The organism is Arthrobacter sp. G119Y2 (assembly GCF_038069765.1).
Taxonomy (GTDB): domain Bacteria; phylum Actinomycetota; class Actinomycetes; order Actinomycetales; family Micrococcaceae; genus Arthrobacter_B.
Window position 1 is genome coordinate 86,365 of the sequence record NZ_JBBPFS010000001.1, and the last position, 24,443, is coordinate 110,807.

21 protein-coding genes are annotated in these 24,443 nt (G+C 66.3%); 19 read left to right on the plus strand and 2 right to left on the minus strand.

All coding sequences use genetic code 11. The annotated features are described in order from the left end of the window. The first annotated feature begins 5 nt into the window (after nucleotides 1-5). The 16 genes from WKB88_RS00405 to dnaE all read left to right on the plus strand — a co-directional run bounded on the left by WKB88_RS00405 (nucleotide 6) and on the right by dnaE (nucleotide 19,374). Nucleotides 6-1,529 (plus strand): UDP-N-acetylmuramoyl-tripeptide--D-alanyl-D-alanine ligase, encoded by a 1,524-nt coding sequence (locus WKB88_RS00405; RefSeq protein ID WP_341392568.1) that lies wholly within the window; start codon nucleotides 6-8, stop codon nucleotides 1,527-1,529. After that, on the plus strand, nucleotides 1,529-2,632 hold the full coding sequence (gene mraY, locus WKB88_RS00410; RefSeq protein ID WP_341392569.1) for a phospho-N-acetylmuramoyl-pentapeptide-transferase: 1,104 nt from the start codon (nucleotides 1,529-1,531) through the stop codon (nucleotides 2,630-2,632). The genes WKB88_RS00405 and mraY overlap by 1 nt, the downstream gene beginning before the upstream one ends. Then, complete coding sequence (murD, locus tag WKB88_RS00415) at nucleotides 2,614-4,173, plus strand: UDP-N-acetylmuramoyl-L-alanine--D-glutamate ligase (RefSeq protein WP_341392570.1); 1,560 nt, start codon at nucleotides 2,614-2,616, stop codon at nucleotides 4,171-4,173. The genes mraY and murD overlap by 19 nt, the downstream gene beginning before the upstream one ends. Continuing rightward, complete coding sequence (gene ftsW, locus WKB88_RS00420) at nucleotides 4,174-5,520, plus strand: putative lipid II flippase FtsW (RefSeq protein ID WP_341392571.1); 1,347 nt, start codon at nucleotides 4,174-4,176, stop codon at nucleotides 5,518-5,520. A 21-nt stretch (nucleotides 5,521-5,541) separates the two neighbouring features. Then, nucleotides 5,542-6,651, plus strand: coding sequence for an undecaprenyldiphospho-muramoylpentapeptide beta-N-acetylglucosaminyltransferase (murG, locus tag WKB88_RS00425; protein WP_341392572.1), 1,110 nt, complete (start codon nucleotides 5,542-5,544; stop codon nucleotides 6,649-6,651). Next, on the plus strand, nucleotides 6,648-8,114 hold the full coding sequence (gene murC / locus WKB88_RS00430) for a UDP-N-acetylmuramate--L-alanine ligase (RefSeq protein ID WP_341392573.1): 1,467 nt from the start codon (nucleotides 6,648-6,650) through the stop codon (nucleotides 8,112-8,114). Before murG ends, murC begins: the two co-directional genes overlap by 4 nt. After that, on the plus strand, nucleotides 8,107-9,051 hold the full coding sequence (locus tag WKB88_RS00435) for a cell division protein FtsQ/DivIB (protein WP_341392574.1): 945 nt from the start codon (nucleotides 8,107-8,109) through the stop codon (nucleotides 9,049-9,051). Before murC ends, WKB88_RS00435 begins: the two co-directional genes overlap by 8 nt. A 231-nt stretch (nucleotides 9,052-9,282) precedes the next feature. After that, complete coding sequence (ftsZ, locus tag WKB88_RS00440; protein ID WP_341392575.1) at nucleotides 9,283-10,479, plus strand: cell division protein FtsZ; 1,197 nt, start codon at nucleotides 9,283-9,285, stop codon at nucleotides 10,477-10,479. Between the two features lie 73 nt (nucleotides 10,480-10,552). After that, entirely contained in the window at nucleotides 10,553-11,257 is a 705-nt protein-coding gene (locus WKB88_RS00445) for a polyphenol oxidase family protein (protein ID WP_341392576.1), read from the plus strand. Nucleotides 11,258-11,310: 53 nt separating this feature from the next. Then, a complete protein-coding gene (locus tag WKB88_RS00450; protein ID WP_341392577.1) occupies nucleotides 11,311-12,081 on the plus strand; it encodes a YggS family pyridoxal phosphate enzyme in 771 nt (256 codons plus the stop codon). Nucleotides 12,082-12,154: 73 nt separating this feature from the next. After that, nucleotides 12,155-12,700: a cell division protein SepF gene (locus WKB88_RS00455; protein WP_341392578.1), complete on the plus strand. Its 546-nt coding sequence runs from the start codon at nucleotides 12,155-12,157 to the stop codon at nucleotides 12,698-12,700. Nucleotides 12,701-12,766: 66 nt separating this feature from the next. Continuing rightward, nucleotides 12,767-13,057: a YggT family protein gene (locus WKB88_RS00460; RefSeq protein ID WP_341392579.1), complete on the plus strand. Its 291-nt coding sequence runs from the start codon at nucleotides 12,767-12,769 to the stop codon at nucleotides 13,055-13,057. A gap of 156 nt (nucleotides 13,058-13,213) precedes the next feature. After that, nucleotides 13,214-13,921, plus strand: coding sequence for a DivIVA domain-containing protein (locus WKB88_RS00465; RefSeq protein ID WP_341392580.1), 708 nt, complete (start codon nucleotides 13,214-13,216; stop codon nucleotides 13,919-13,921). Between the two features lie 155 nt (nucleotides 13,922-14,076). Then, nucleotides 14,077-14,781: a signal peptidase II gene (lspA, locus tag WKB88_RS00470; protein WP_445818844.1), complete on the plus strand. Its 705-nt coding sequence runs from the start codon at nucleotides 14,077-14,079 to the stop codon at nucleotides 14,779-14,781. Next, on the plus strand, nucleotides 14,781-15,716 hold the full coding sequence (locus WKB88_RS00475; protein ID WP_445818845.1) for an RluA family pseudouridine synthase: 936 nt from the start codon (nucleotides 14,781-14,783) through the stop codon (nucleotides 15,714-15,716). Before lspA ends, WKB88_RS00475 begins: the two co-directional genes overlap by 1 nt. Before the next feature lie 118 nt (nucleotides 15,717-15,834). After that, nucleotides 15,835-19,374, plus strand: coding sequence for a DNA polymerase III subunit alpha (gene dnaE, locus WKB88_RS00480; RefSeq protein ID WP_341392581.1), 3,540 nt, complete (start codon nucleotides 15,835-15,837; stop codon nucleotides 19,372-19,374). Nucleotides 19,375-19,488: 114 nt separating this feature from the next. On the opposite strand, the gene WKB88_RS00485 is transcribed toward dnaE, so the two are convergent. Both WKB88_RS00485 and WKB88_RS00490 read right to left on the minus strand, forming a co-directional pair. Continuing rightward, nucleotides 19,489-19,686, minus strand: coding sequence for a helix-hairpin-helix domain-containing protein (locus WKB88_RS00485; protein WP_341392582.1), 198 nt, complete (start codon nucleotides 19,684-19,686; stop codon nucleotides 19,489-19,491). A 259-nt stretch (nucleotides 19,687-19,945) separates the two neighbouring features. After that, nucleotides 19,946-21,451 carry a YhgE/Pip domain-containing protein gene (locus WKB88_RS00490; RefSeq protein WP_341392583.1) on the minus strand — a complete coding sequence of 502 codons (1,506 nt, stop codon included), beginning with the start codon at nucleotides 21,449-21,451 and terminating at the stop codon, nucleotides 19,946-19,948. A 65-nt stretch (nucleotides 21,452-21,516) separates the two neighbouring features. On the opposite strand from WKB88_RS00490, the gene WKB88_RS00495 reads away from it, so the two are divergent. The 3 genes from WKB88_RS00495 (at nucleotide 21,517) to nrdR (ending at nucleotide 24,294) form a co-directional block, all read left to right on the plus strand. Then, nucleotides 21,517-22,182, plus strand: a complete 666-nt coding sequence (locus WKB88_RS00495; protein ID WP_341392584.1) for a TetR/AcrR family transcriptional regulator — start codon at nucleotides 21,517-21,519, stop codon at nucleotides 22,180-22,182. 52 nt (nucleotides 22,183-22,234) lie between these two features. Continuing rightward, on the plus strand, nucleotides 22,235-23,587 hold the full coding sequence (hisD, locus tag WKB88_RS00500) for a histidinol dehydrogenase (protein ID WP_341392585.1): 1,353 nt from the start codon (nucleotides 22,235-22,237) through the stop codon (nucleotides 23,585-23,587). A 209-nt stretch (nucleotides 23,588-23,796) separates the two neighbouring features. Then, complete coding sequence (gene nrdR / locus WKB88_RS00505; protein WP_341392586.1) at nucleotides 23,797-24,294, plus strand: transcriptional regulator NrdR; 498 nt, start codon at nucleotides 23,797-23,799, stop codon at nucleotides 24,292-24,294. Nucleotides 24,295-24,443: the final 149 nt, after the last annotated feature.

Here is a 24,443-nt window from a genome sequence, read left to right on the forward strand (position 1 = left end):
TCGTCATGATTGAACTTAGCGCAGCAGACATAGCGGTAATCACGGGCGGCGACCTGATCGGCGGAGCTGCACAGGCTCCGGACATGATCGTGAACTCGGCCACAACCGACTCCCGGGAGTCCTCTCCGGGCTCCCTCTTCATCGCCAAACCCGGCGAAGCATCCGACGGTCATCTCTTCGTCGAAGCAGCTTTTGCCCGCGGAGCCGTTCTGGCCCTGGTGGAGCGCCCGGTGACGGATCCCTCCGGGACGGTGTATCCGGCCGTCCTCGTTCCCGACGCCGTCCTGGCCATGGGTGCGATCGCCGGCGACATCGTGCGGCGGCTGCGTGCCGACGCACCCCTGACCGTCATCGGCATCACCGGTTCCGCCGGCAAGACCACCACCAAGGACCTGCTGGCCGGGATTCTCCGCACCGAAGGGGAAACCACGTCCCCGGTGGGGTCCTACAACGGGGAAGTCGGCGTACCGCTGACGATCTTCGGCGCCGGCTACGGCACCCGTTACCTCATTGTGGAGATGGGGGCCACGGGAGTGGGCCACATCGACTACCTGGCGTCCATGGTCAAGCCGGACATCGGCGTCGTCCTCTGCGTCGGATCCGCCCATGCGGGGGAGTTCGGCGGCGTGGAAAACATCGCCAGGGCCAAGGGCGAACTCGTCGAGGCACTGGCGCCCGGCGGCACCGCCGTCCTGAACGCCGACGACATCCGTGTCGCCGCCATGGCGGCACGCGCCGGAACTGACGTCGACGTCCTGTACTTCACCTCATCACCGGAGGAAGCGCACGGAGCGAAATCCGCCCTGCGCGCCGTGGATGCCCGCACCGATGCCCTCGGCCGGCCCGTCTTTACGCTTCGGTTCCCGGACGGGAGCGAGTACCCGGTGGAGTCCGGGCTGATCGGAGCCCACCACACGGCGAACCTCCTGGCCGCAGCCGCCGCAGCGTATGCCGCAGGTGTTCCGGCCGAACGGATTGCCTCCGGGCTCTCCGGCCAGAAAGCGGCCAGCCGCTGGCGCATGGAACGCACCGACCGCCCGGACGGCGTTACGGTCATCAACGACGCCTACAACGCCAACCCCGAATCCATGCGGGCAGCCCTGCGCACCCTGGCCGAACTGGGCCGGGGCCGGCGCACCTGGGCCGTGCTGGGCGAAATGCTCGAGCTGGGGGATACCTCGGTCACCGAGCACGACGCCGTCGGCCGCTACGTGGTCCGCCTGAACATCTCCAAGCTCATCGTGGTCGGCACCGGTGCACGCGCTATGCACACCGGCGCTGTCATGGAAGGGTCCTGGGGAGATGAATCCGTTTTTGTGGAAACGGCCGAGGACGCCGAGCGCATCCTCGCCGATTCGCTGGAACCCGGTGACCTGGTTCTCTTTAAATCCTCCAACGGCGCTGCCCTGCGCTACCTCGGTGATCGGATAGCTTTGAACGCCCCATCTTCAACCTCCGCCATGCCGCCGGAATCACGGCCGCAGCACACCAGCCCGGATCTTTCCGGGGAAGCCGGAGGCGTCCAGTAGTGGTTTCCCTGCTTATCGGCTCGTCACTGGCCCTGGTCTTTGCCTTCATCGGCACGCCGCTGTTCATCCGGTTCCTCGTCCGGAAAAGCTACGGCCAGTTTGTGCGCGACGACGGACCGACGTCGCACCACACGAAGCGCGGCACGCCCACCATGGGCGGCGCCGTCATTGTTGCGTCAGTGGTGGCGTCCTATTTCCTGACCCACCTGATCAGCCCCGTCATCAACCCGGGGACCTTCGGGCCCTCTGCGTCCGGACTGCTGGTCCTGTTCCTGATGGTGGGGATGGGGCTGGTCGGCTTCATTGACGACTACACCAAGATCTCCCGCCAGCGCAGCCTGGGGCTGAACGCCAAGGCCAAGATCATCCTGCAGACCCTGGTGGGGGTCACGTTCGCCATCCTGGCCCTGAACTTCCCCAACGGGCAGGGCCGGACCCCGGCCTCCACCAAGATTTCCTTCATCCGGGACACCGGCATTGACCTGGCCTTCGCCGGCACCCTGATCGGGGCCATCCTCTTCATCCTGTGGGCGAACCTGATCATCACCGGCACCACCAACGGCGTGAACCTGGCCGACGGGCTCGACGGCCTGGCCGCCGGCGCCTCGATCCTCGTTTTCGGCGCGTACTTCCTGATCGGTATCTGGCAGTCCAACCAGAGCTGCGGCGCGCCCGACTCCGGCGCCGTCTGTTATGAGGTCCGCGACCCGATGGACCTGGCACTGCTCGCCGGTGCCCTGGCCGGTTCGCTGGTGGGCTTCCTCTGGTGGAACACCTCACCGGCAAAGATCTTCATGGGTGACACCGGGTCGCTGGCGATCGGCGGTGCCATCGCGGCATTCGCCATCCTGTCCCGCACCGAACTGCTGCTGGTGATCCTCGCCGGACTGTTCGTGATCATCACGCTCTCCGTCATCATCCAGGTTGGATACTTCAAGCTCAGCGGCGGCAAACGGGTGTTCAAGATGGCACCCCTGCAGCATCACTTCGAGCTCAAGGGCTGGGCTGAGGTTACGGTGGTGGTCCGGTTCTGGATCGTGGCCGGACTGTGCGTAGCGGTTGCCCTGGGCCTCTTCTACGCAGAATGGGTGGTAGGGAATTGAGCAGCTCAAATCCGCGGCTGGATGAACTGACCACCTGGGACGCGCCGTGGCGCGGCCTGCGCGTGGTTGTTACCGGGATCGGCCTGTCCGGATTCTCGGCCGCCGACACCCTGATCGAACTGGGCGCCCGCGTAGTGGTTGTCGATGCGAAGGACACCGAAGAGAACCGGGCCAAGGCCGACACCCTGCGTATTGTGGGTGCCGCCGACGTGCTGCTGGGCGCCGCCCATGCGGAGTCGCTGCCGCTCGTCGAGGGCGAACCGGCCGAACTGGTGGTTACCTCTCCCGGCTTCAGCCCGTTCCATCCGCTGATGGTGTCCGCCTCCGACGCCGGCATTCCGGTGTGGGGCGACGTGGAACTGGCGTGGCGGGTCCGGATCCGCGAGGGCCGCAAGACGGCTGAATGGCTGACCATCACCGGTACCAACGGCAAAACCACCACCGTGTCGATGACCGAGAGCATGCTGCTGGCCGCCGGCCTGCGTGCCATCGCCGCGGGCAACGTGGGGACCCCGATTTTGGACGCCATCCGCGATCCGCAGGGCTACGACGTCATTGCCGTGGAACTGTCCAGTTTCCAGCTGCACTGGTCCTCCTCGCTTTCCCCCCTGGCGAGCGTGTGCCTGAACGTCGCTGAGGACCACGTGGACTGGCACGGGTCCTACGACGCGTACCTGGCCGACAAGGCCAAGATTTACGAGAACACCCGCGTCGCCTGCATCTACAACGCCGAACAGTCCGAGACCGAGCACATGGTCGAAGAAGCGGACGTTGTTGAAGGCTGCCGCGCCGTCGGCTTCACCACCGGAATGCCTGCCGTTTCCATGGTCGGCATGGTGGAGAACCTCCTGGTTGACCGTGCCTTCATTGAACAGCGCAAGGATTCCGCCGCGGAACTGGCGTCCCTGGCGGACCTGGGCGAACACGCGCCGCGGCACCTGGTGGCCAACGCGCTGGCGGCCGCCGCCCTGGTCCGTGCCTACGGCGTCGAACCCGTGGCTGTCCGTGACGGCCTGCGGGCCTACGCTCCCGGGGAGCACCGCATCCAGCCGGTGGCCCGGCTCAACGACATCCTGTGGGTCAACGACTCCAAGGCCACCAACCCGCACGCCGCCGCCGCTTCGCTGTCGGCATTCGATCCGGTGGTGTGGATTGCCGGCGGGCTGCCCAAGGGCGTCGAATACGATGACCTGGTCCGGTCCCACGCAGCCCGGCTGCGCGCCGTCGTCCTCATCGGTGCCGATTCCTCCGCGCTCCGCGAGGCGCTGTCACGACACGCGCCGCAGGTGCCGGTGATTGATGCCGTCCCGCCCCACACTGGTGGAAGGCACGCCTCCAGGCCGACAGTTCGCGGAGAGGAAGTGATGGCCCTGGCCGTCGCCGCCGCAGCCGCACAGGCCCGGCCGGGAGACACCGTCCTCATGGCGCCGGCAGCGGCGTCCATGGACCAGTTCGCGTCCTACGCGCACCGCGGAGACGCTTTCATCGAGGCCGTCCGCGGGTACGTGGAAGGACAGGCGCAGACTACTAAGGAGCCCTAGATGGTCACTACGTCCTCAGGGAAGCCCCGTAAGCCTGTCCTCCGCTCCAACCGCCCCGCTGCGGCGTCCGCCGGCACCGGTCCCTCAGCACCGGGCCGGGCGGCTGCGCCGTCGTCGGACGCACCCGAATCTGCGGGCTCCAAGCGCAAGCCCCGCGGCCCCGTCGACCCGGATAAAAAGCCCTCGCTCTTCGAGCGCGGCATTGTCCTTCTTGAAGGCAGCCGCCGGAAAGCCACCGGATCCGCCTACTACACGATCCTGGGCGCCTCGCTGGCTCTGACGGCCATCGGGCTGATGATGGTGCTGTCAGCGTCCTCGGTGGAATCCATCGCGGCCTCGGCCGGGGAATCCGTCACCAGCACCTTCAACTTCTTCCTCAAGCAGGCCATGTTTGCCGGGCTGGGCGTCGCGGCCATGCTGGGCTTGTCACGCCTGGGTCCGGCGGCCTACAAGAAGCTGTCTTGGTGGCTGCTGGGCCTGGCCGTAGTGCTGCTCCTGCTGGTTTTCATTCCCGGCATCGGCAAGGAGGTCAACGGCAACCGGAACTGGATTGAACTGGGTCCGATCGGCGGCCAGCCCTCCGAAGCGGCCAAGCTGGCCATGGCCGTCTGGTTCGCTTCGGTGCTCTCCCTGAAACAGAAGCTGATCACCCAGTGGAAGCATGCCCTGGTTCCCGTGGTCTGCCCCGGCGGACTGGTGCTGATTGGGCTGGTCATGCTCGGCAAGGACCTGGGCACCGTGATCATCATGGGCATGATCATGATCGCGGCGCTCTTCTTTGCCGGCTCCCCGCTGCGTTTCCTCACCGCACTGGTGGGTCTCGGAGCCGGCGCTGCGGTGCTGATGTCGATGGTGAGCAGCAACCGCTCCAGCCGAATCAGCGCGTGGCTGAAGCTGGACTGCGGGGGAGGAGTCTGCGACCAGGCCAATGCCGGCATGTACGCCCTGGCCTCCGGCGGATGGTTCGGCGTGGGAATCGGCCAGAGCCGGCAGAAGTGGAGCTGGATCCCCGAAGCGCACAACGACTTCATCTTCGCCATTATCGGCGAGGAATTCGGCCTGCTGGGCACTCTGCTGATTGTCCTGCTCTTCGGCGTCCTGGCCGTAGCCACCATCCGGATGACCATGCGGCACACCGATCCGTTCATCCGGATCGTCTGCGGCTCCATCCTGGTCTGGATCATCGGGCAGGCCTTCGTGAATATCGCCATGGTGACCGGGCTTCTTCCCGTGATCGGTGTACCGCTGCCCTTCATCTCCTATGGCGGGTCGTCGCTGACCTTCACGCTGGCCGCCATCGGCGTCCTGCTGTCCTTCGCCCGAAAAGTCCCTGAACACAATCTTTGACGAAAGTGAACCATCAGCTCCATGACGCAACGTCCCCTGTCCCTCGTCCTTGCCGGAGGCGGCACCGCCGGGCACATCAGCCCGCTCCTTGCGGTGGCCGGCGCCGTCCGGGACTCCGCGCCCGAGGCCCGCATCAAGGTTGTGGGCACCGCCGCGGGAATGGAAACGCGGCTGGTTCCCGCAGCCGGCTTCGAGCTGGCCGTTATTGACCGCGTGCCCATGCCCCGCAGGCCCGGCGCCGATCTGTTCCGGCTGCCCGGACGGCTGCTCCGCGCGGTGACCCAGGCCGGGAATATCCTCGACGAGGCAGACGCCGACGTCGTCGTGGGCGTGGGCGGTTACGTCTCCACCCCGGTCTACCTGGCTGCGCGCCGGCGCAGGCTGCCGATTATCGTGCATGAGGCCAATGCCCGCCCCGGCCTGGCCAACCGGGTCGGCGCCCGCTTCGCCGACGTCGTCGCCACCGCCTTCGCCGAGACGCGCCTTCCGGGCGCACGGCAGGTCGGCATGCCCATGCGGCGGGAGATCTCCGGCCTCAACCGCGACCAGGCACGCCCCGGTGCCCGTGCGGCGCTCGGCCTGGAGCCGGATCTGCCCACCCTGGTGGTAACGGGCGGCTCCTCCGGCGCGGCCTCCATCAACCGCGCCGTGGAAGAAGCCCTGCCTGCCCTGGCGGCAGCCGGGATCCAGACCCTGCACATCACCGGCCGCGGCAAGCAGCTGCGCACGGGCGAGGGGGCGCTGCTGACCGCTCCCCGCTACCACCAGGTTGAATACGTGGACGGCATGGAACAGGCCTACGCCGCCGCCGACCTGCTGCTGGCCCGCTCCGGTGCCGGCACGGTGTGTGAAATCAGTGCCGTGGGTCTTCCGGCGGTCCTGGTGCCGCTGCCCCACGGCAACGGGGAGCAGGCGCTGAACGGTGCCGGACTCGCCGCAGCGGGGGGAGCACTGCTCGTTTCGGACTCACTCTTCACAGCGGAGTGGATTTCGGACAAGCTGATACCTTTGCTGGCCGATCCGGCGGCCCTGGACAAAATGTCAGCGGCGTCAGCCGCCCGCGGCATCCGCGACGCCGACCGGCAGATGGCCCAATTCATTCTTGACGCGAACGGAAGGTCACGCGCATGAGCACCCCGAAACTGCCGGACCTCGGACGGGTGCACTTCATCGGCCTGGGGGGAGCGGGAATGTCCGCCGTTGCCAGGGTGATGATCGGGCAGGGCGTCAGCGTCTCCGGCTCGGACTCCCGCGACTCGCCCGGCCTCCGTGCCCTGGAAGCTCTCGGTGCCGATGTTTTCGTCGGCCAGGATGCCGCCAACGTGCACAACGCTGACACCGTGGTGATTTCCACCGCCATTCGCCCGGACAACCCGGAGCTGGCTGCGGCGCACTCCCTGGGCCTGCGGGTGATTCACCGTTCCGTGGCCCTCGCCGCGGCAATGGGCACCCAGGACGTGGTGGCGGTCGCCGGAACGCACGGAAAAACCACCACCACGGCGATGGTGACCGTCCTGCTGCGCGAAGCGGGACTGGATCCGTCCTTCGCCATCGGCGGCGACGTTGCCGCACTGGGCGTGAATGCAGCGCACGGCAGCGGCAACGTGTTTGTCGCGGAGGCGGATGAATCCGACGGGTCCTTCCTCAACTACCTGCCGCGGATCACGGTCATCACCAACGTGGAGGCAGACCACCTGGACCACTACGGCACAGAAGAAGCGGTTTTCGCCTCCTTCGACCGTTTTGTCCGGCTGCTGCCCGCGGACGGGCTGCTGGTGGCCTGCGCAGACGACCCCGGCGCCGCCGACGTCGTGCAGCGCTCCGGCGCGGCACGGGTCCGCACCTACGGCTACAGCGAGAACGCCGACATCCGGATCACGGACACCCGGCCGGTGGCCAGCGGTTCCGTCTCCCTGCTCCGCTTCAGCCTTGACGGACTGGAATGCGAGCAGGAGCTGAGGCTTCTGGTTCCCGGGGCCCACAACATCCGCAACGCAGCCGCAGCCTTTACCGTGGGGCTGGGACTGGGTGTGGATCCGGCACGGGCCGCGGCCGGCCTTTCCGTGTTCTCCGGCGCAGCCCGGCGCTTTGAAGCGAAGGGCGCCGTGCGCGGGGTCCGGGTCTTTGACGACTACGCCCATCACCCCACCGAGCTCGTGGCCGCGCTGGAGGCAGCGCGGACGGTTGCCGGGGAGCACCGCGTGCACGTCCTGTTCCAGCCGCATCTGTTCAGCCGGACGCTGGCCTTTGCCGGGGAGTTCGCTGCAGCGCTGGAACTGGCCGACAGCGCCACCGTACTGGACATCTACGCTGCACGGGAGGACCCCGTGGACGGCGTCACCAGCGAGCTGATCAGCTCGCGCGTGCACCGGCCCGGCGGATACGCCCCCGACGCCGCCCGCGCCGTGCAGGACATCTGCCGCCGGGCCGAGGAGGGCGACATCATCCTGACCGTGGGCGCCGGAGACGTGACCCGGTTTGGTCCCGTCCTGGTGCAGGAACTTGCCCGAACCGGCGGTTCCGCAGAGCCCGAGCCCGCAGCCTCTTCCGGATCCGCGTCCGGATCCCCGTCCGCGGGCGACAGCCGTGGGTAGCAGGAAACCGCGCCGGCCCGCCGTGGACCCGATCCGTCCGGGAAAGCCCTCCCGCGGCGCGGACAACGTCCGCCGCTCCGGGGGACACAGCGGCGATCCGGTGTACCGGACCGGCGGTCCGCACCGCGGGGCCGACCGCGCATCCTTCCACGGCACTCCGGCAGGGACTTCCCGTGCCGGCTCGGGATCCGGCGGAAACGGCGGCGACGTAGTGACCGCCACGGTGCTGCCGTTTCCGGAACCTCCCGTCCGCCGCCGCCGCCGGTGGCTGCTCGTTTCGGTCCTCACCGGCCTTGTCCTGCTCGGCGCCTTTCTGGCCTTCCTGTTCCTGTCGCCTGCCCTGGCGCTGAAGACCATCACCGTGCAGGGCAATTCCCTGCTGACCACCGACGAAGTCCACCGTGCCCTGCAGCCGCTTATGGGCAAGCCCCTGACGACGATTGACGACGACGACGTCGCGGCGCTCCTGGCGGACCGGCCGGAAGTTGCGGGCGTGGGCGTCGTGGCGCAGCCGCCGTCGGAAATCGTGGTGACGCTTGCGGAACGGGTTCCCGTGGCTGTCCTGCAGAGCGGCGAGACTTTCCTGCTCATTGACGACGAGGGACGGGAAATCGGCACTGCAGCCAACCGGGCCGATGCCCGCCTGCCGCTCATCGACGGCGGAACCGAAGCGGTCAACAGTGCAGTGTTCAGCACCGTCACCTCCGTTCTGTCCGTTTTGCCCGCCGGCGTGCTGACGCAGCTCGACCATGCTTCGGCGTCCTCGGTGGACTCGGTGCAGCTTCAGCTGCTGAACGGGCAGCAGGTATTCTGGGGGAGCGCCGAATCCAACGTGGCAAAGGCGCGGGCGCTGGAGGCACTGCTGCAGATGCCGCCCAAGGATCCGCCGGTCAAGGTCTTCGACGTCAGCACCCCGACCGCGCCGGTTACACGGTGATATTTCCCTCCTGCGGGAAAGAAAAATCCGACACGCGGCAGAGGTAATTGCAGAACGAGATTTAGCCCCATAGCGTCACAGGTAGAGGATTACTTGACATAACTATAACCTTCAACTAGAGGCTTAGGGTCTGGACTTGAAGGTTGGACGTAAGGTTCAAGGTTTTTCGGCCGGGGGATTCCCCGGCCACCCACTGATCAGTTGCACAGATTCGAACAAGGGACACAGGACGTGGCAGCACCGCAGAATTACTTGGCCGTCATCAAGGTCGTCGGCATCGGCGGCGGTGGCGTGAATGCCGTAAACCGGATGATTGACGTAGGACTCCGAGGCGTGGAGTTCATCGCGATCAATACCGATGCGCAGGCGCTGCTGATGAGCGACGCCGACGTGAAGCTCGACGTCGGCCGTGAGCTGACCCGCGGCCTCGGCGCCGGTGCGGATCCCGAGGTGGGCCGCAAGGCCGCCGAAGACCACGCCGAAGAGATCGAGGAAGTCCTGCGCGGGGCTGACATGGTCTTCGTGACCGCAGGCGAGGGCGGCGGCACCGGTACCGGCGGTGCGCCCGTCGTGGCCCGCATTGCCCGTTCACTGGGTGCCCTGACCATCGGCGTGGTCACGCGTCCGTTCACCTTCGAAGGCCGCCGCCGCTCCAACCAGGCGGAATCAGGCATCGATACGCTGCGCGACGAAGTCGACACGCTGATCGTTATCCCGAACGACCGCCTGCTGTCCATCAGCGACCGCAACGTGTCCATGCTGGATGCGTTCCGCTCCGCTGACCAGGTGCTGCTGTCCGGTGTCCAGGGCATCACCGACCTGATCACCACTCCCGGCCTGATCAACCTCGACTTCGCCGATGTGAAGTCCGTGATGCAGGGTGCCGGATCGGCGCTCATGGGCATCGGTTCCGCCCGAGGGGAGGACCGGGCCGTCAAGGCTGCCGAGCTGGCAATAGCTTCTCCTCTGCTCGAAGCCTCCATTGACGGTGCACACGGCGTCCTGCTCTCAATCCAGGGCGGATCCGACCTGGGTCTGTTCGAGATCAACGAAGCCGCACGCCTGGTACAGGAAGTGGCCCACCCCGAAGCCAACATCATCTTCGGTGCCGTCATTGACGATGCCCTGGGCGATGAAGCACGCGTCACGGTCATCGCCGCCGGCTTCGACCAGGTGGATGTCACGTCGCAGCCGGTCTCGCACAAGCCGGCCGAACCCGCAGCACCGCCGGCCACCGCACCGGCCGTCGGCGGCTACGCGGGCGCGGCACCGGCTTCCGCCGGACTGTCGGCCTGGTCGCAGCGCTCGAACCAGCACAGCGACGTTCCGGCAGACGCCGGCTTCGACGTTGACCTGCCGGCCGTCGTTGAATCGGACCTGTCCACGGGCCGCAACGATGACCTGGATGTTCCTGATTTCCTGAAGTAAGCAGCATTATTTGAAGTAACACCCGGTCCGGACAATAGTTCGGAACGCCCGGCAGCAGCGAGGTTGTTCGACAATGTTTTGGTGGCAGACCCAGGCCGGTGACGGCCTGACGGTCGCGTTCACCAATACGGAGGCGGGCAACCTCGCTTTGCATGTCGGGGATGATCCGGCCCGAGTCCTTCAGCGCAGGGCCGCCCTGGAAACGGCGATGGGGGTCCCCGGCGGATCCCTGCGGTTCATGAACCAGATTCATTCCGCCGACGTGGCGCTGGCCGCCGGGGAAACCTCTTCGGCGGCCGGCCCCACCGCTGATGCCCTCGTCAGCCCCGACGGACGGGCGCCGCTGGCGGTCATGGTGGCAGACTGCGTTCCCGTTGTGCTGGCCGGCCGAAAGCCGGACGGCGGCCTTGTTACCGCCGCGGCCCACGCCGGCCGCAAGGGATTGCTCGGCGGGATTCTCGCGAACACCGTGGACCGGATGCAGGCTGCCGGCGCCGACGGGATCAGGGCGTGGATCGGCCCGGCCGTCTGCGGACTCTGCTACGAGGTCCCCGAGTCCATGCTGGAGGAGGCCGCCGGTCAGATGCCGGAGCTGCGGTCGCGCACCCGCGCGGGCACCCCGGCACTTGACCTTCCGGCCGGAGCCGAGGCCCAGCTGACCGCCCTCGGGGTGTCCGCCCTCCGGGTAGGCGGGTGCACCCTCGAGTCCGCAGACCTTTACTCGCACCGGCGCTCGAGCAGTGCCGGCCGCTTCGCCGGGCTCGTCTGGCTGAGCTGACCGCCACGACCTTTCGGCGGGACATGCCCGTCTTTGATCCAAGGAACCACCTCATGACTTTGAACCTTTCCGGAAACGCCCGGGCCGCAGAGCTTGCCGAGCGCCTTGACCGCGTCCGCGGCCGCATCCGGGCGGCCGCTCCCTCGGACTCCGCGCCCACGCTGATAGTGGTCACGAAGTATTTCCCGGCCAGTGACGTTGAGCTGCTGGCCGGACTGGGCGTTACTGATGTCGGCGAAAACAAGGACCAGGAAGCGGCACCCAAAGCCGACCAAACGGCGTCACTGGGACTGTCCTGGCACTTTATCGGCCAGCTGCAGAGCAACAAGGCCAAATCCGTGGTCCGCTATGCCAAAGCCGTCCATTCCGTGGACCGGCCCTCGCTCGTCGGTGCCCTGGGCAAGGCGATGGCTGCCGAACAGCAGCGACTAGCCGCAGCCGGAATGCCGCCAAGGGAGGACCTGGATGTTTTCCTGCAGGTGGACCTGCGGGATCCTTCCGCGGGTGCGCCAGGGGCCGGAGCGACGTCCGGCCCGTCCCGCGGGGGAGTGCTCCCGGCGGAGCTGCCCGCGCTTGCCGATGCTGCAGCGGCGACTGAAGGGCTGCGCCTGGCCGGGCTGATGGCGGTGGCGCCCTTGGAGGGTGACCCGCTGGAAGCTTTTGGCCGGCTCCGGTCCCTGTCCCTCGAGCTCCGGGAAACGCATCCGGAAGCCGCCGGCATCTCGGCCGGAATGAGCGGAGACCTGGAAGCAGCATTGGCCTGCGGGGCGACACACCTGCGCATCGGTTCCGATATTCTCGGGCCACGGCCCGCGGTGCGGTAGCGTCTAATGGAGGAAAGTTCCTCATATGGCGAGGGACGGGTGCTACGGCGCTGAAGTTCTAGAAGGAGCAACCATGGCTGGCGCAATGCGCAGGACAATGATTTACCTTGGGCTCGCCGACGGTGACGAGCACTACGAGCCTGAGCCGAAGAGCCAGCGGGATGCCCCGGCACGCAGCGAGGAATTCACCCCCGAATTCGAGCGCACCGAACGTCCCGAGAGGGACGTCGAACCGGTCTCGGCACCGGCACCGGCAACCCGCACCGCCGTCGAGGAGTACCGGGCGCCGGTAACGCCGATCAAACGAGCTCCGTCATCCCGAGAGGAAGTGGCTGGCTTGCGCCAGATCACCACCGTCCATCCCCGTTCCTACAACGACGCCAAGATCATCGGCGAGAGTTTCCGCGACGGCATCCCCGTGATCATGAACGTCACCGACATGGGGGAAGCCGACGCCAAGCGCCTCGTGGATTTCTCCGCTGGCCTCGTCTTCGGACTCCGCGGTAGCATTGAACGCGTGACCAACAAAGTGTTCCTGCTGTCGCCTTCGTACGTGGAGGTGCTCGGGGATGACAAAAAGGTCAGCGAGTCCCAGTCGGCATTCTTCAACCAGAGCTGACCGCATCCCCGCCTCGGCGGGGACACTGCGGGCTGCTGCGGCTTCCCCGGAAACGAAACCACACGCGTGAGTATTATTTTTTCCCTGTTGTATCTGCTGCTGGTGCTCTTTTATTTTGCCCTGCTGCTCCGGATTGTTTATGACGCTGTCCAAATATTTGCCCGCCAATGGCGCCCGAAGGGGCCCGCCCTGGTGCTTGCCTCTGTGATCTACGGCGCAACGGACCCGCCCATCCGGCTCCTGCGAAGGTTCATTCCTCCGCTGCGGCTCGGCGGCATCTCCTTGGACCTGGCCTTCATCGTGCTGTTCATCGTGGTTGCCATTGCCAGGTCTATCGTCGCCAGCCTCATCCTGTAGGCACTGCGGCTGCTCCGGGTCCGGTTAGTCTTCCGCACCCGAAAGATATACTGTGAAAAAGAATAAGACTCCTTAGATTTGTATGTTCGTTATTCTGTACGTAGAACCGTCTGCTTGACTCGCAGGCGAATCTTATAACCAGTGTGAGGTGACCAGATGGCTCTGACGCCAGAAGATGTTGTTAATAAGCGGTTCCAGCCGACCAAGTTCCGTGAGGGCTACGATCAGGACGAGGTTGACGATTTTCTCGATGAGATCGTCGTTGAGCTTCGCCGCCTGACCGCAGAGAACGACGACCTGCGCCGGCAGCTCGCGGATTGCGTCGCCGGAAAGGGCGGCGAAAGCTCCGTTCCCGCTCCGGTCTCCGCAGCTGCCGCCAAGACCGACGAGGTCACGCAGCCGGTCAAGGAAGAAAAGAAGCCCGAGCCCGTCAAGGCCGAGGAGCCCAAGGCTCCGGCTGCCAAGGCTGAAGAGCCGAAGGTTGAAGCTCCGGCTCCGGCCCCGACTGCTGCTGCTCCCGCTGCTGCCGCTCCGGCTGCAGTGAGCAACACCGAGACGGCCGCCGGCATTCTGGCGATGGCCCAGAAGATGCACGACGACTACGTTGGTGCCGGTGTCGAGCAGCGCGACAAGATCATTGCAGAAGCACAGATTGAAGCCAGCGGCCTCGTTACCGAAGCCCAGGACAAGAGCCGCAAGATCCTCAGCAACCTGGAACAGCAGAAGGCTGTCCTGGAGCGCAAGGTTGAGCAGCTGCGCGGTTTCGAGCGCGACTACCGTGCACGCCTGAAGGCCTACATAGAAGGCCAGCTGCGGGACCTCGACGCCCGCGGTTCCGTTGCTTCGGAGACCGCCGACGCGTAACCCGAACAGCCCGTGGCAGCACGGGTGGACTAAACTGAGATAAAGCACGGGCCGGCTGGCCGGGACGCCCCGGCCAGCCGGCCCGTTGTTTTTGATGTCCGGGCGCGTCCTGCGGCGCGGCACACCTGCGAAAGCACCATGACGAAGAAAGCTACATGACGAAATCATCCGAGGAAGCTGCGGCTGCCGCCCCCGAAGGCCGTCCCGGCTCACACGTGCGTCCGGCCTGGTCCGGATACGCCCTGCTTATGCTGGCCTGCGCCGCAGCGGCGCTGGTGTTCGACCAGCTGACCAAACTGTGGGTGGAAAACACGATGACGCTGGGCCAGGTCACTGATGTCCTGCCCCCGGTCCTGCGCTGGCACTACATCCTGAATCCGGGTGCGGCCTTCTCCATCGGGACCGACTACACATGGGTCTTCACGATCATCATGGTGGCTGTGAGCGGTTTCCTGGTGTACCTCATGCTGAAGGTGCGTTCCCTTTCCTGGGCCATCGCGCTGGGACTTGTCCTGGGCGGCGCTCTGGGCAACCTCACGGACCGGCTGTTTCGGGCCCCGTCCTTCGGCCAGGGCCACGTGGTGGACTTCATCGCACTGCCAAACTTCGCCATCTTCAACATTGCGGATTCCTGCGTCGTCAGCGGCGTGATCCTGGTCTGCCTGCTGACCCTCCGCGGAACGGGCCTTGACGGCAAGCGCGATGCACCCCGGGACGAGACAGCAGCGACTACCGCAGCCAGCGACCGTGCAGCCGGGAACACCGCACCCGGCGACACCGCCTCACCGCAGGACGGCGGACAGGAAAACGAGGCCCGGGAAACGGGTGCACCAGATACCAAGAACGGCGAAGACAAATAATGAACGAGATCCATACCGTGCTGCAGATCCCGGACGAGGCCGACGGCGGACGTGCCGATGCCGTCCTGGCCAAGCTCCTTGACGTCTCGCGCTCAACCGCCGCCACGTGGTTCACTGACGGTTACTTCAGCATGTCCGGGCGTCCGCTGGGCAAATCCGACCGCCTGGCTGCCGGGGACAAGGTCCACGTGGACATCCCGGAACAGCGGGATCCCCTGGCCGTCGTCGTCGAACCGGTCGAGGGTCTGAAAATCCTGGCCGACGACGAGCACTTTGTCGTCATTGACAAGCCGGTGGGCGTTGCCGCGCATCCGTCTCCGGGTTGGGTGGGACCCACCGTCGTGGGTGGGCTGGCCGCCGCCGGTTACCGCATCTCCACCTCGGGTGCGCCGGAGCGGCAGGGCATAGTCCACCGCCTGGACGTCGGTACGTCCGGTGCCATGGTCGTGGCGAAGACCGAGCACGCCTATAACGTGCTGAAGCAGGCCTTCAAGGAACGCACCGTGGACAAGATGTACCACGCCGTGGTCCAGGGCCTGCCGGATCCGCTGCGCGGAACCATTGACGCACCGATTGGCCGCCACCCGTCCTACGACTGGCGCTTTGCCGTCCTGGAAGGCGGACGGCCGTCCGTCACCCACTATGAGGTGCTCGAGGCCTTCGGCAAGGCATCCCTAGTGGAGGTCCACCTGGAAACAGGCCGCACGCACCAGATCCGTGTCCATTTCTCCGCCCTCAAGCATCCCTGTGCCGGAGATCTCACCTACGGTGCCGAGGCCAAACTCGCGGCCGAACTGGGCCTGACCCGGCAGTGGCTGCACGCCCGGAAACTCGCCTTTGCGCACCCGGCGTCGGGGGAGCGCGTGGAAGTTCTCAGCGAATACCCGCAGGATCTGCAGTACGCACTGGACGCCCTGCAGCGCGGCGACGTCTAGGTGCCGGACCGCCGCAGCCGGACCCGACAGGGTTCGGCGCTCCGGCAGCGGGTGCCGGCGGCGGTCTGAGTGCGGCGCGCCGTCCGAAGCCGGCGGCGGCCGGGCCTAGAATGGTTCGGTGGCTTCAGCAACTAGTTCTTCGAAATCGTTTGTCCATCTTCACAACCACACCGAGTACTCCATGCTGGACGGTGCGGCCCGCCTGACGGACCTCTTCAGCCACGCCGATGAGCTCGGCATGAACGCCGTGGCGACCACCGACCACGGGTTCGTGTTCGGAGCCTTCGACTTTTGGAACAAGGCCCGCAATGCCGGCATCAAGCCGATCATCGGCGTCGAGGCGTACCTGACGCCCGGCACCGCCCGGGCGGACAAGACCCGCGTGAAGTGGGGCGACGGCGGGCGGAACGACGTTTCCGGTGCCGGTGCCTACACGCACATGACCATGTGGGCCGAAACCACAGAGGGCATGCACAATCTCTTCCGGATGTCCTCCCTGGCCTCGCTGGAGGGCTTCCTCTACAAGCCCCGCATGGACCGCGACCTGCTGCAGACCTACGGCAAGGGCCTCATTGCGACCACCGGCTGCCCGTCGGGCGAGGTGCAGACCAAGCTGCGTCTGGGCCAGTACCGCGAAGCCGTGCAGGCCGCTTCCGACTTTCGCGACATCTTCGGCGCCGAGAACTTCTTCTGCGAGGTCATGGACCACGGCCTGGACATCGAGCGCAACGTGCAGGCAGACCTGTTCAAGCTGGCTCGGGAACTGAACCTGCCGCTGGTGGCCACCAACGACCTGCACTACACCCACGCCGAAGATGCCTCCGCGCACGCCGCCCTGCTCTGCGTGCAGTCCGGGTCCTCGCTGGCAGACCCGAAGCGCTTCAAGTTCGACGCCGACGAGTTCTACCTGAAGTCCCCGGCCGAAATGCGCGCCATCTTCCGCGACTATCCCGAGGCCTGCGACAACACGCTGCTCATCGCCGAGCGCTGCGACGTCGAGTTCAACACCAACGCCAACTACATGCCGCGGTTCCCCACTCCCGAAGGGGAGAACGAGGAGTCCTGGTTCGTCAAGGAAGTCGAAGCGGGACTGCACCGGCGCTACCCGAACGGCATCACCGACGCCGTCCGCAAGCGCGCCGACTACGAAGTGGGCATCATCGCGCAGATGGGCTTCCCGGGATACTTCCTGGTGGTGGCGGACTTCATCAACTGGGCCAAGAAGAACGGCATCCGTGTCGGCCCCGGCCGGGGCTCCGGTGCCGGTTCCATGGCTGCTTACGCCATGGGCATCACCGACCTGGACCCGCTGCAGCACGGCCTGATCTTCGAGCGGTTCCTGAACCCTGACCGCGTCTCCATGCCTGACTTCGACGTCGACTTCGATGATCGGCGCCGTTCCGAGGTGATCCACTACGTCACCGAGAAGTACGGCGACGAGCGCGTGGCCATGATCGTCACCTACGGCACCATCAAGGCCAAGCAGGCCCTGAAGGACTCCTCCCGCGTGATGGGGTACCCGTTCTCGGTGGGGGAGCGCCTGACCAAGGCCATGCCGCCGGACGTCATGGGCAAGGGCCTGTCCCTGGCCGATGTCCACAACAAGGAAGCCAAGCGGTACGGCGAGGCCGAGGAACTGCGCGAACTGCTGCGCACGGACCCCGATTCCCAGCGCGTGTTCGACACCGCGCTCGGCCTCGAGGGCCTCAAGCGCCAGTGGGGCGTGCACGCCGCCGGCGTCATCATGTCCTCGGATCCGCTGATCGACATCATCCCGATCATGCGCCGCGACCAGGACGGGCAGGTCATCACGCAGTTCGACTACCCCACCTGCGAAGGCCTGGGGCTGATCAAGATGGACTTCCTCGGCCTGCGGAACCTGACGATCGTTTCCGATGCCGTAGAGAACATCAAGAACAACCGCGGGGAGGACCTGGTCCTCGAGGACCTGCCGCTGGACCTGAAGCCCGCCTACGACCTGCTGGCCAGCGGTGACACGCTGGGCGTGTTCCAGCTCGACGGCGGACCCATGCGGTCGCTGCTCAAGAGCATGCGCCCGGACAACTTCGAAGACATTTCCGCCGTCATCGCGCTGTACCGTCCCGGTCCGATGGGTGCGAACTCGCACACCAACTACGCGCTGCGTAAGACCGGGCAGCAGGAGATCACTCCGATCCACCCCGAGCTCGAGGAGCCGCTGGCGGAAATCCTCGGCACCACCTACGGCCTGATCGTTTATCAGGAGCAGGTGATGGCCATTGCCCAGAAGGTTGCCGGCTTCAGCCTCGGCCAGGCAGATATTCTCCGCCGCGCCATGGGTAAGAAGAAGAAGTCCGAGCTGGACAAGCAGTACGCCGGCTTCCACCAGGGCATGATCGACCGCGGCTACTCCGAGGCAGCCATCAAGGCCCTCTGGGACATCCTGCTCCCGTTCTCCGACTACGCCTTCAACAAGGCCCACTCGGCCGCGTACGGGGTGGTGTCCTACTGGACCGCCTACCTGAAGGCGCAGTACCCGGCGGAATACATGGCGGCGCTGCTCACCTCGGTGGGTGACGACAAGGACAAGCTGGCCATGTACCTGAACGAATGCCGCAAGATGGGCATCACGGTGCTGCCGCCGGACGTGAATGAATCCAGCGTGAACTTCACCCCGGTGGGCAACGACATCCGCTTCGGCATGGGTGCAATCCGCAACGTTGGCGCCAATGTGGTGCAGTCCATGGTGGCCGCCCGCGAGGAAAAGGGTGCGTTCACCAATTTCAAGGACTTCCTGATGAAGGTCCCTGCCGTGGTGTGCAACAAGCGCACCATTGAATCGCTGATCAAAGCCGGCGCGTTCGACTCGATGGGCCATGCCCGCCGGCCGCTGGCCATGATCCACGAAGAGGCGATCGATTCCGTCGTCGTGCTCAAGCGCAACGAGGCGGTGGGCCAGTTTGACCTCTTTGCCGCCATCACCGACCAGGAACCCGAGGACTCGATCAGCATCGAGATCCCGGACCTGCCGGAGTGGGAAAAGAAGGACAAACTGTCGTTTGAACGCGACATGCTGGGCCTCTACGTCTCGGATCATCCGCTGCAGGGGCTCGAGGGGATCCTGAGCCAGCACGCGGATTCCTCCATCACGAACATTGTGGGCGAGGAAGGCCCGGCCGACGGCGCCATTGTCACTATTGCCGGCATGATCACCTCGCTGCAGCGCCGGATCGCCAAGAACAGCGGCAACGCCTATGCGCGCTGTGAAATCGAGGACCTGGCCGGCTCCATGGAGGTCATGTTCTTCGGGCAGGTGTACGGGCCGATCGCAGCGGTGCTGGCGGAGGACCTGATTGTGGTGGTCCGCGGGCGGCTGCAGCGCCGCGACGACGGCGCGGTCACCCTGAACGCGCAGGAACTGACGGTGCCGGACCTCAGCGAGGGCCACTCCGGCCCCGTGGTGATTTCCATGGCCACCTACAAGGCGACGGAAACCGTGGTGACCCAGCTCGGGGATGTGCTCCGCACCCACCCGGGCACGTCCGAGGTCCAGATCCGGCTCAACGGATCGCGCAGCGTGGAGGTCATGAAGCTGGGCGTTGACCTGCGCGTGAACCCCACGCCGTCGTTGTTCGGGGACCTGAAGGTGCTGCTGGGCCCGGCCTGTCTCGACGCCTGAGCCTCGACGCCTGAGCCTTGACGGGGCTTGGTGACCGGGGCCTGGGGGAGCCGGGCCTGCCCTGTGACGGGCAGGCCGCGGCTTCCCCGGCTTTCGGGCCCACCGGAAATGCGCCTACCGCAGCGCCAGTCCGTGTTCCTTCAGGGCCTCTTCGATAAGGCGCAGCGCTTTGGGGCCGACGCCGTGCAGCCGGGACAGCTCTGCGCGGTCCGCGTCCGCCAACTCCCGCAGCGACGAATATCCGGCGTCGCGCAGGCTGCGCGCTGCCGGTGCTCCGACCGGAGGCAGAATGTCCAGTGATGAGGCCGCCATCCTCCGACCCTACGGGCGTTAATGTGCCGGGGAAAGACCCGCCCAAGACCAGGGCAAAGACCCCGCCGCAGAGACCCGTTCAAGACAGGGCATCGGCCCGTCCCTGTCTCTGTCCGCTTTAGGGCCGGGAGGTGAAAAGCCCGCAGCCAGGGCAGGACGCCCAATGAGGGAGCCTCTTCTAGCCGGAAGCCCGATGACGGCTCCCACCACGGCATCCCGGTGCCGGACTCCGGAAGCCTGCGGGCGGTGATTCGGAAGCCTAGACCGCAGCCTGACCGGCGGCCTTGGCCCCGCGCCGGCCAAACGCCCGGTCGTATCCGGCGCTGCACAGGAAGCCGAGAACCAGCGAGACCGCCAGGATCAGGACCAGCGACAGAACATCGGCGCCCAGCCCGGTTTCAGTACCGGATCCGAAGTAGAGAACGCTGCGGACGGCATTGGCAATGTGGTGCAGCGGCTCCCAGGGCGCGATGGCCCGGAAGAAGCCCGGCAGAGCCTCCACCGGCACCACGGCTCCGGACGAGGGCAGGCCCATGAGCACCAAGTAGATCATCGAAACCAGCAGCCCGGCATTGCCGAAGACGGTCAGCAGGGCGAAAACGGCGGCCGACACCGCAGACATCGCCAGCCAGCTGATCAGGAACAGGGTTCCGCCGTTGGGCAGGGGAACTCCCGCGGCCGCGGCCACCCACATGACTACCCCGGATGCCGGGGCCGCCGCGGTGACAAAAATTCCCCACTTCAGCAACAGGGTCTTCCAGCGGGAGAGAGTGGTCCGCCGCGTTTCCAGAAACGCCGGTCCCATTTCCAGGGGCGTGATGCCCAGCCTGCCGTCCACCAGCACGTTGACGCCGATGGAACCGGTGAGGCCCAGGACGAGGAGCAGGATTGCGTAGTAGAAGGAACCCATGCCCAGGGCCGTGCCGTCTTCCACCTCGTGGTACGTGGCGGAGGCGATGTTGATGGGGTCCTGCAGCAGGACGGCCGAGGAGGCGCTGACGGCGGGCGCCAGCTGCTCGGCGAGCTGTGCGGGGGTCCCGGCCTGCTGCTGGGCGAGTTGCCGGGCAAACGCCTCCGTTGCCGGGCCTGCCTGGGCCGCCGCTTCCTGCGTCCTGCGGGCCTGCTCGTTCTGGGACGCCGTCAGCTGCTGCTCCACGGCGTCGCGAGCCTGGGCCTCAGCATCCAGTGCCGCGCTGCTCAGCTGCTCGCCCAGGGAGGTACTGGCCTGCTTCAGCCCGGGTTCGACGACGCCGGTGGCCAGCCGTGCCGCCAGCGCGCCGGCCTTGGGGTCGGTGTATACAGTGACCGAGGGCCGGGAGGCCCCTTCGCGGGTCAGCGAACCGGCCACCAGCCCCGCGGCGTCGGACGAGAAGGATTCGGGAATGACAACGGCCGCGTATACCTCTCCGTTGTCCAGCTGCTTTTGGGCATCCGTCCAGGACAGAACCCGCAGATCTAGTTCCTCTCCCTCCGCGGCGCGGTCCGCAAAGCCCGTCACGATCTCCTGGCCCAGATTCTGGGCCGGTGCGCCCTCGGCGGTTTCCTCAGTGCCGGAATCCTCATTGACCACTGCCACCGGGAAGTCCTTCAAATGTCCCGTCGGATTGGCCAGCCCGCCCATGTACAGGGCTGTGCCCACCGCTGCCAGCACGATGACCACGATCATGGGAAGCAGCCAGAACTTCGGCGCTCGGAAAGGGGAGCGGGGCCGCCGCGGTGCCGGGCGGGCCGCGTGGCGTGAGCGAACTGGGGTGGACATGGACATGGGGGCAGATCCTTTTCAAGCAACTTGGATACACTGGTGTATTGATTTCCTTCGACGATACACCCATGTATCGTGTGAGCATGCACCGTGCCGGAAAGAGGATTGCCATGGACGCCGACGCCGAGCCTGCGAAGAGGTCCCGGATTGCCACCCGCCACCGCCTGCTGTCAACATCGGCGGACGTTTTTGCGGAGAAAGGGATCGAGGGAGCCAGCGTGGAAGAGCTGTGCGCAGCGGCCGGTTTCACGCGCGGCGCCTTCTACAGCAACTTCGCCACCAAGACCGATCTTGCGCTGGCCATGTACGAGGACCACATCGGGCAGCTCGCGGAGCGGCTGAACGGCCAGCTGGACCAGTGGCTGCGTCCCGGCGGACTGGAACCGACCGCCGTCGTCGAGCGCGTCCTCGAGGGGATGGCGGACTTTACCTCCGACACGGTATGGCACTCGGTCAGGCTCGAACTGCTGCTGGCTGCCCGGAGGTCCGAGCGCGTGCGCACCGTTGTCGCCGAGCAGCGCAAGGTGCTGGCCGAGGCTGTCACCGCTGCACTGGTTCGGGTTGCCGATGCACAAAATGCCGATTTCACGGTTGATGCATCGGAACTGGCGCGGTTGTTGCTCGCTGTTTACGACGGACGCCTCAACGAGCAGATCGCCGGCGGCGGCAGCCGTCCCCCGCAGCTGAACCTCGTCGCCATCACCTGGCAGAACCTCACCGCGCCCCGGGCGTAACGCAGCTGCCCGCCCGCCGTTCCGGGACCGGCTCGTGGGTAGACTGGAAAGCGTGACTTCTTCAAGCTCTGTTCCCGCCTTTGAATCCTTCCGCACCATTGACCTGCGCGGGCAGCATCTGAGCCCGGCCGGCTTGAAGCACGCCATGCCGCGCGCTGAAACCACCACCGATGTGGCCTCCGACGCCGTCGCCGCCATCATTGCCGATGTCCGCAGCCGCGGCTATGCCGCCCTGAGCGAGCTGGCTTCCCGCTTCGACGCCGTGGAACAGCACCACCCGCTGGTCCCCAGGTCAGCCCTGCGCGAGGCGCTGGCGCAGCTTGATCCGGCTGTCCGGGAGGCCCTTGAGGAGTCGATCCGCCGGGCCCGGCTCTTTGCCGAGGCCCAGCGTCCGCAGAACACCGATCTGCAGATTGGACCGGGAGCCAACGTCTCGCAAAACTGGCTTCCGGTGGGCCGGGTAGGTCTGTACGTCCCGGGCGGACTCGCCGTATATCCGTCATCCGTCGTGATGAACGTGGTGCCGGCCCAGGCAGCCGGTGTCCGGTCGCTCGCTCTGGCGTCGCCGCCGCAGCGCGAATTCGGCGGGCTGCCCCACCCGACCATCCTGGCTGCCGCAGAGCTGCTCGGTATCGAAGAGGTATACGCGATGGGCGGCGCCCAGGCCATTGCGGCCTTCGCCTACGGCATTGCAGCGGACGGAACCAACCCGGAACTGGCTCCGGTGGACGTGGTCACCGGGCCCGGGAACGTCTACGTGGCGACCGCCAAGCGGCTGGTCAAGGGGGTAGTGGGGATCGATGCGGAAGCCGGCCCCACCGAGATTGCCATCCTGGCCGACGGCGAAGCCGACCCCCGGCTTGTCGCCGCCGACCTGATCAGCCAGGCCGAGCATGACCCCAATGCCGCGTCCGTCCTCGTCACCGACTCTGAGGAACTGGCCGAACGCGTCCGGAGCGAACTCGGCCGGCAGGTTCCGGACACCCGGCACAGTACACGGGTTGAAACCGCACTCTCCGGACCCCAGTCCGGAACCATCCTGGTGGATGACCTGGAACAGGGAATCGCCGTCTGCAACGCCTACGGGGCCGAGCACCTGGAGATTCAGACCGCAGCCGCCCCCGACGTCGCGGCCCGCATCACCAGCGCCGGAGCCATCTTCGTCGGCAGCTACAGTCCGGTCAGCCTGGGCGACTACTGCTCCGGCTCCAACCACGTGCTGCCCACTGCGGGCACAGCGGCCTTCTCCTCCGGGCTGAACGTGACGACGTTCATGCATGCCATCCAGGTCATCAACTACGACCGTGCTGCCCTGCAGGAAGTCAGTACCCACGTTGTCGCCCTGTCCCGCGCCGAGGATCTCCCGGCGCACGGTGATGCGGTGTCAGTCCGGTTCGAGTCCTGAGCTGACTGCCGTCACGGCCGGGACCTCCCGCGGTTGGACCACCATATGTAGTAGGTGCCTCTACTACATATGGTGACGGGCAGTTGGTGATGTCGGTACTGCGGCCCTAGAATGAGTGCGCAGCGCAGCATCTGCTGTGCCCGGCCTGATGTACCTGCAGCAGGCTTTGGACGCCCCCGGGCAACCGACCTCCAGCGAAAGGACACCGGATGTACTGTCCGTTCTGCCGCAACGCTGATTCCCGCGTCGTCGACAGCCGCTTGGCCGACGACGGATCCGCCATCCGCCGCCGCCGCCAGTGCCCCGAATGCGGCCGCAGGTTCAGCACGGTGGAAACCACCAGCCTGAGCGTTATCAAGCGTTCCGGCGTGGGGGAGCCGTTTAGCCGCGGCAAGGTCATCAACGGCGTGCGCAAGGCCTGCCAGGGACGCCCCGTCAGTGAAGATGACCTGGCCATGCTGGCGCAGGAGGTCGAGGAGTCCATCCGAGCCAGCGGAGTGGCTGAAATTGACGCCCACGAGGTGGGCCTGGCGATCCTGAAACCGCTGCAGAAGCTGGACCAGGTCGCGTACCTGCGGTTCGCAAGCGTTTACCAGGCCTTCGAGTCACTTGAAGATTTCGAAGCAGCCATCGCAGAACTGCGCGGAGAACCCCGGCCTGCCGGTGCCGGTCCGGCGGATGCCCGGCGGCCGCTCACAACCCGCTGACCGGGGACACCCCGCCGGGGGCGCTGCTGTGGGGCCCGCCCCGGCAGCGGAGGCCTTGGGCGCAGCGCCTTTGACCGCAACGCCTTTGTAGCAACGCAGCCTCTTTGCAACACAGCCTCTTTACAACACAGCAAGGCGGCGGCAGGTTT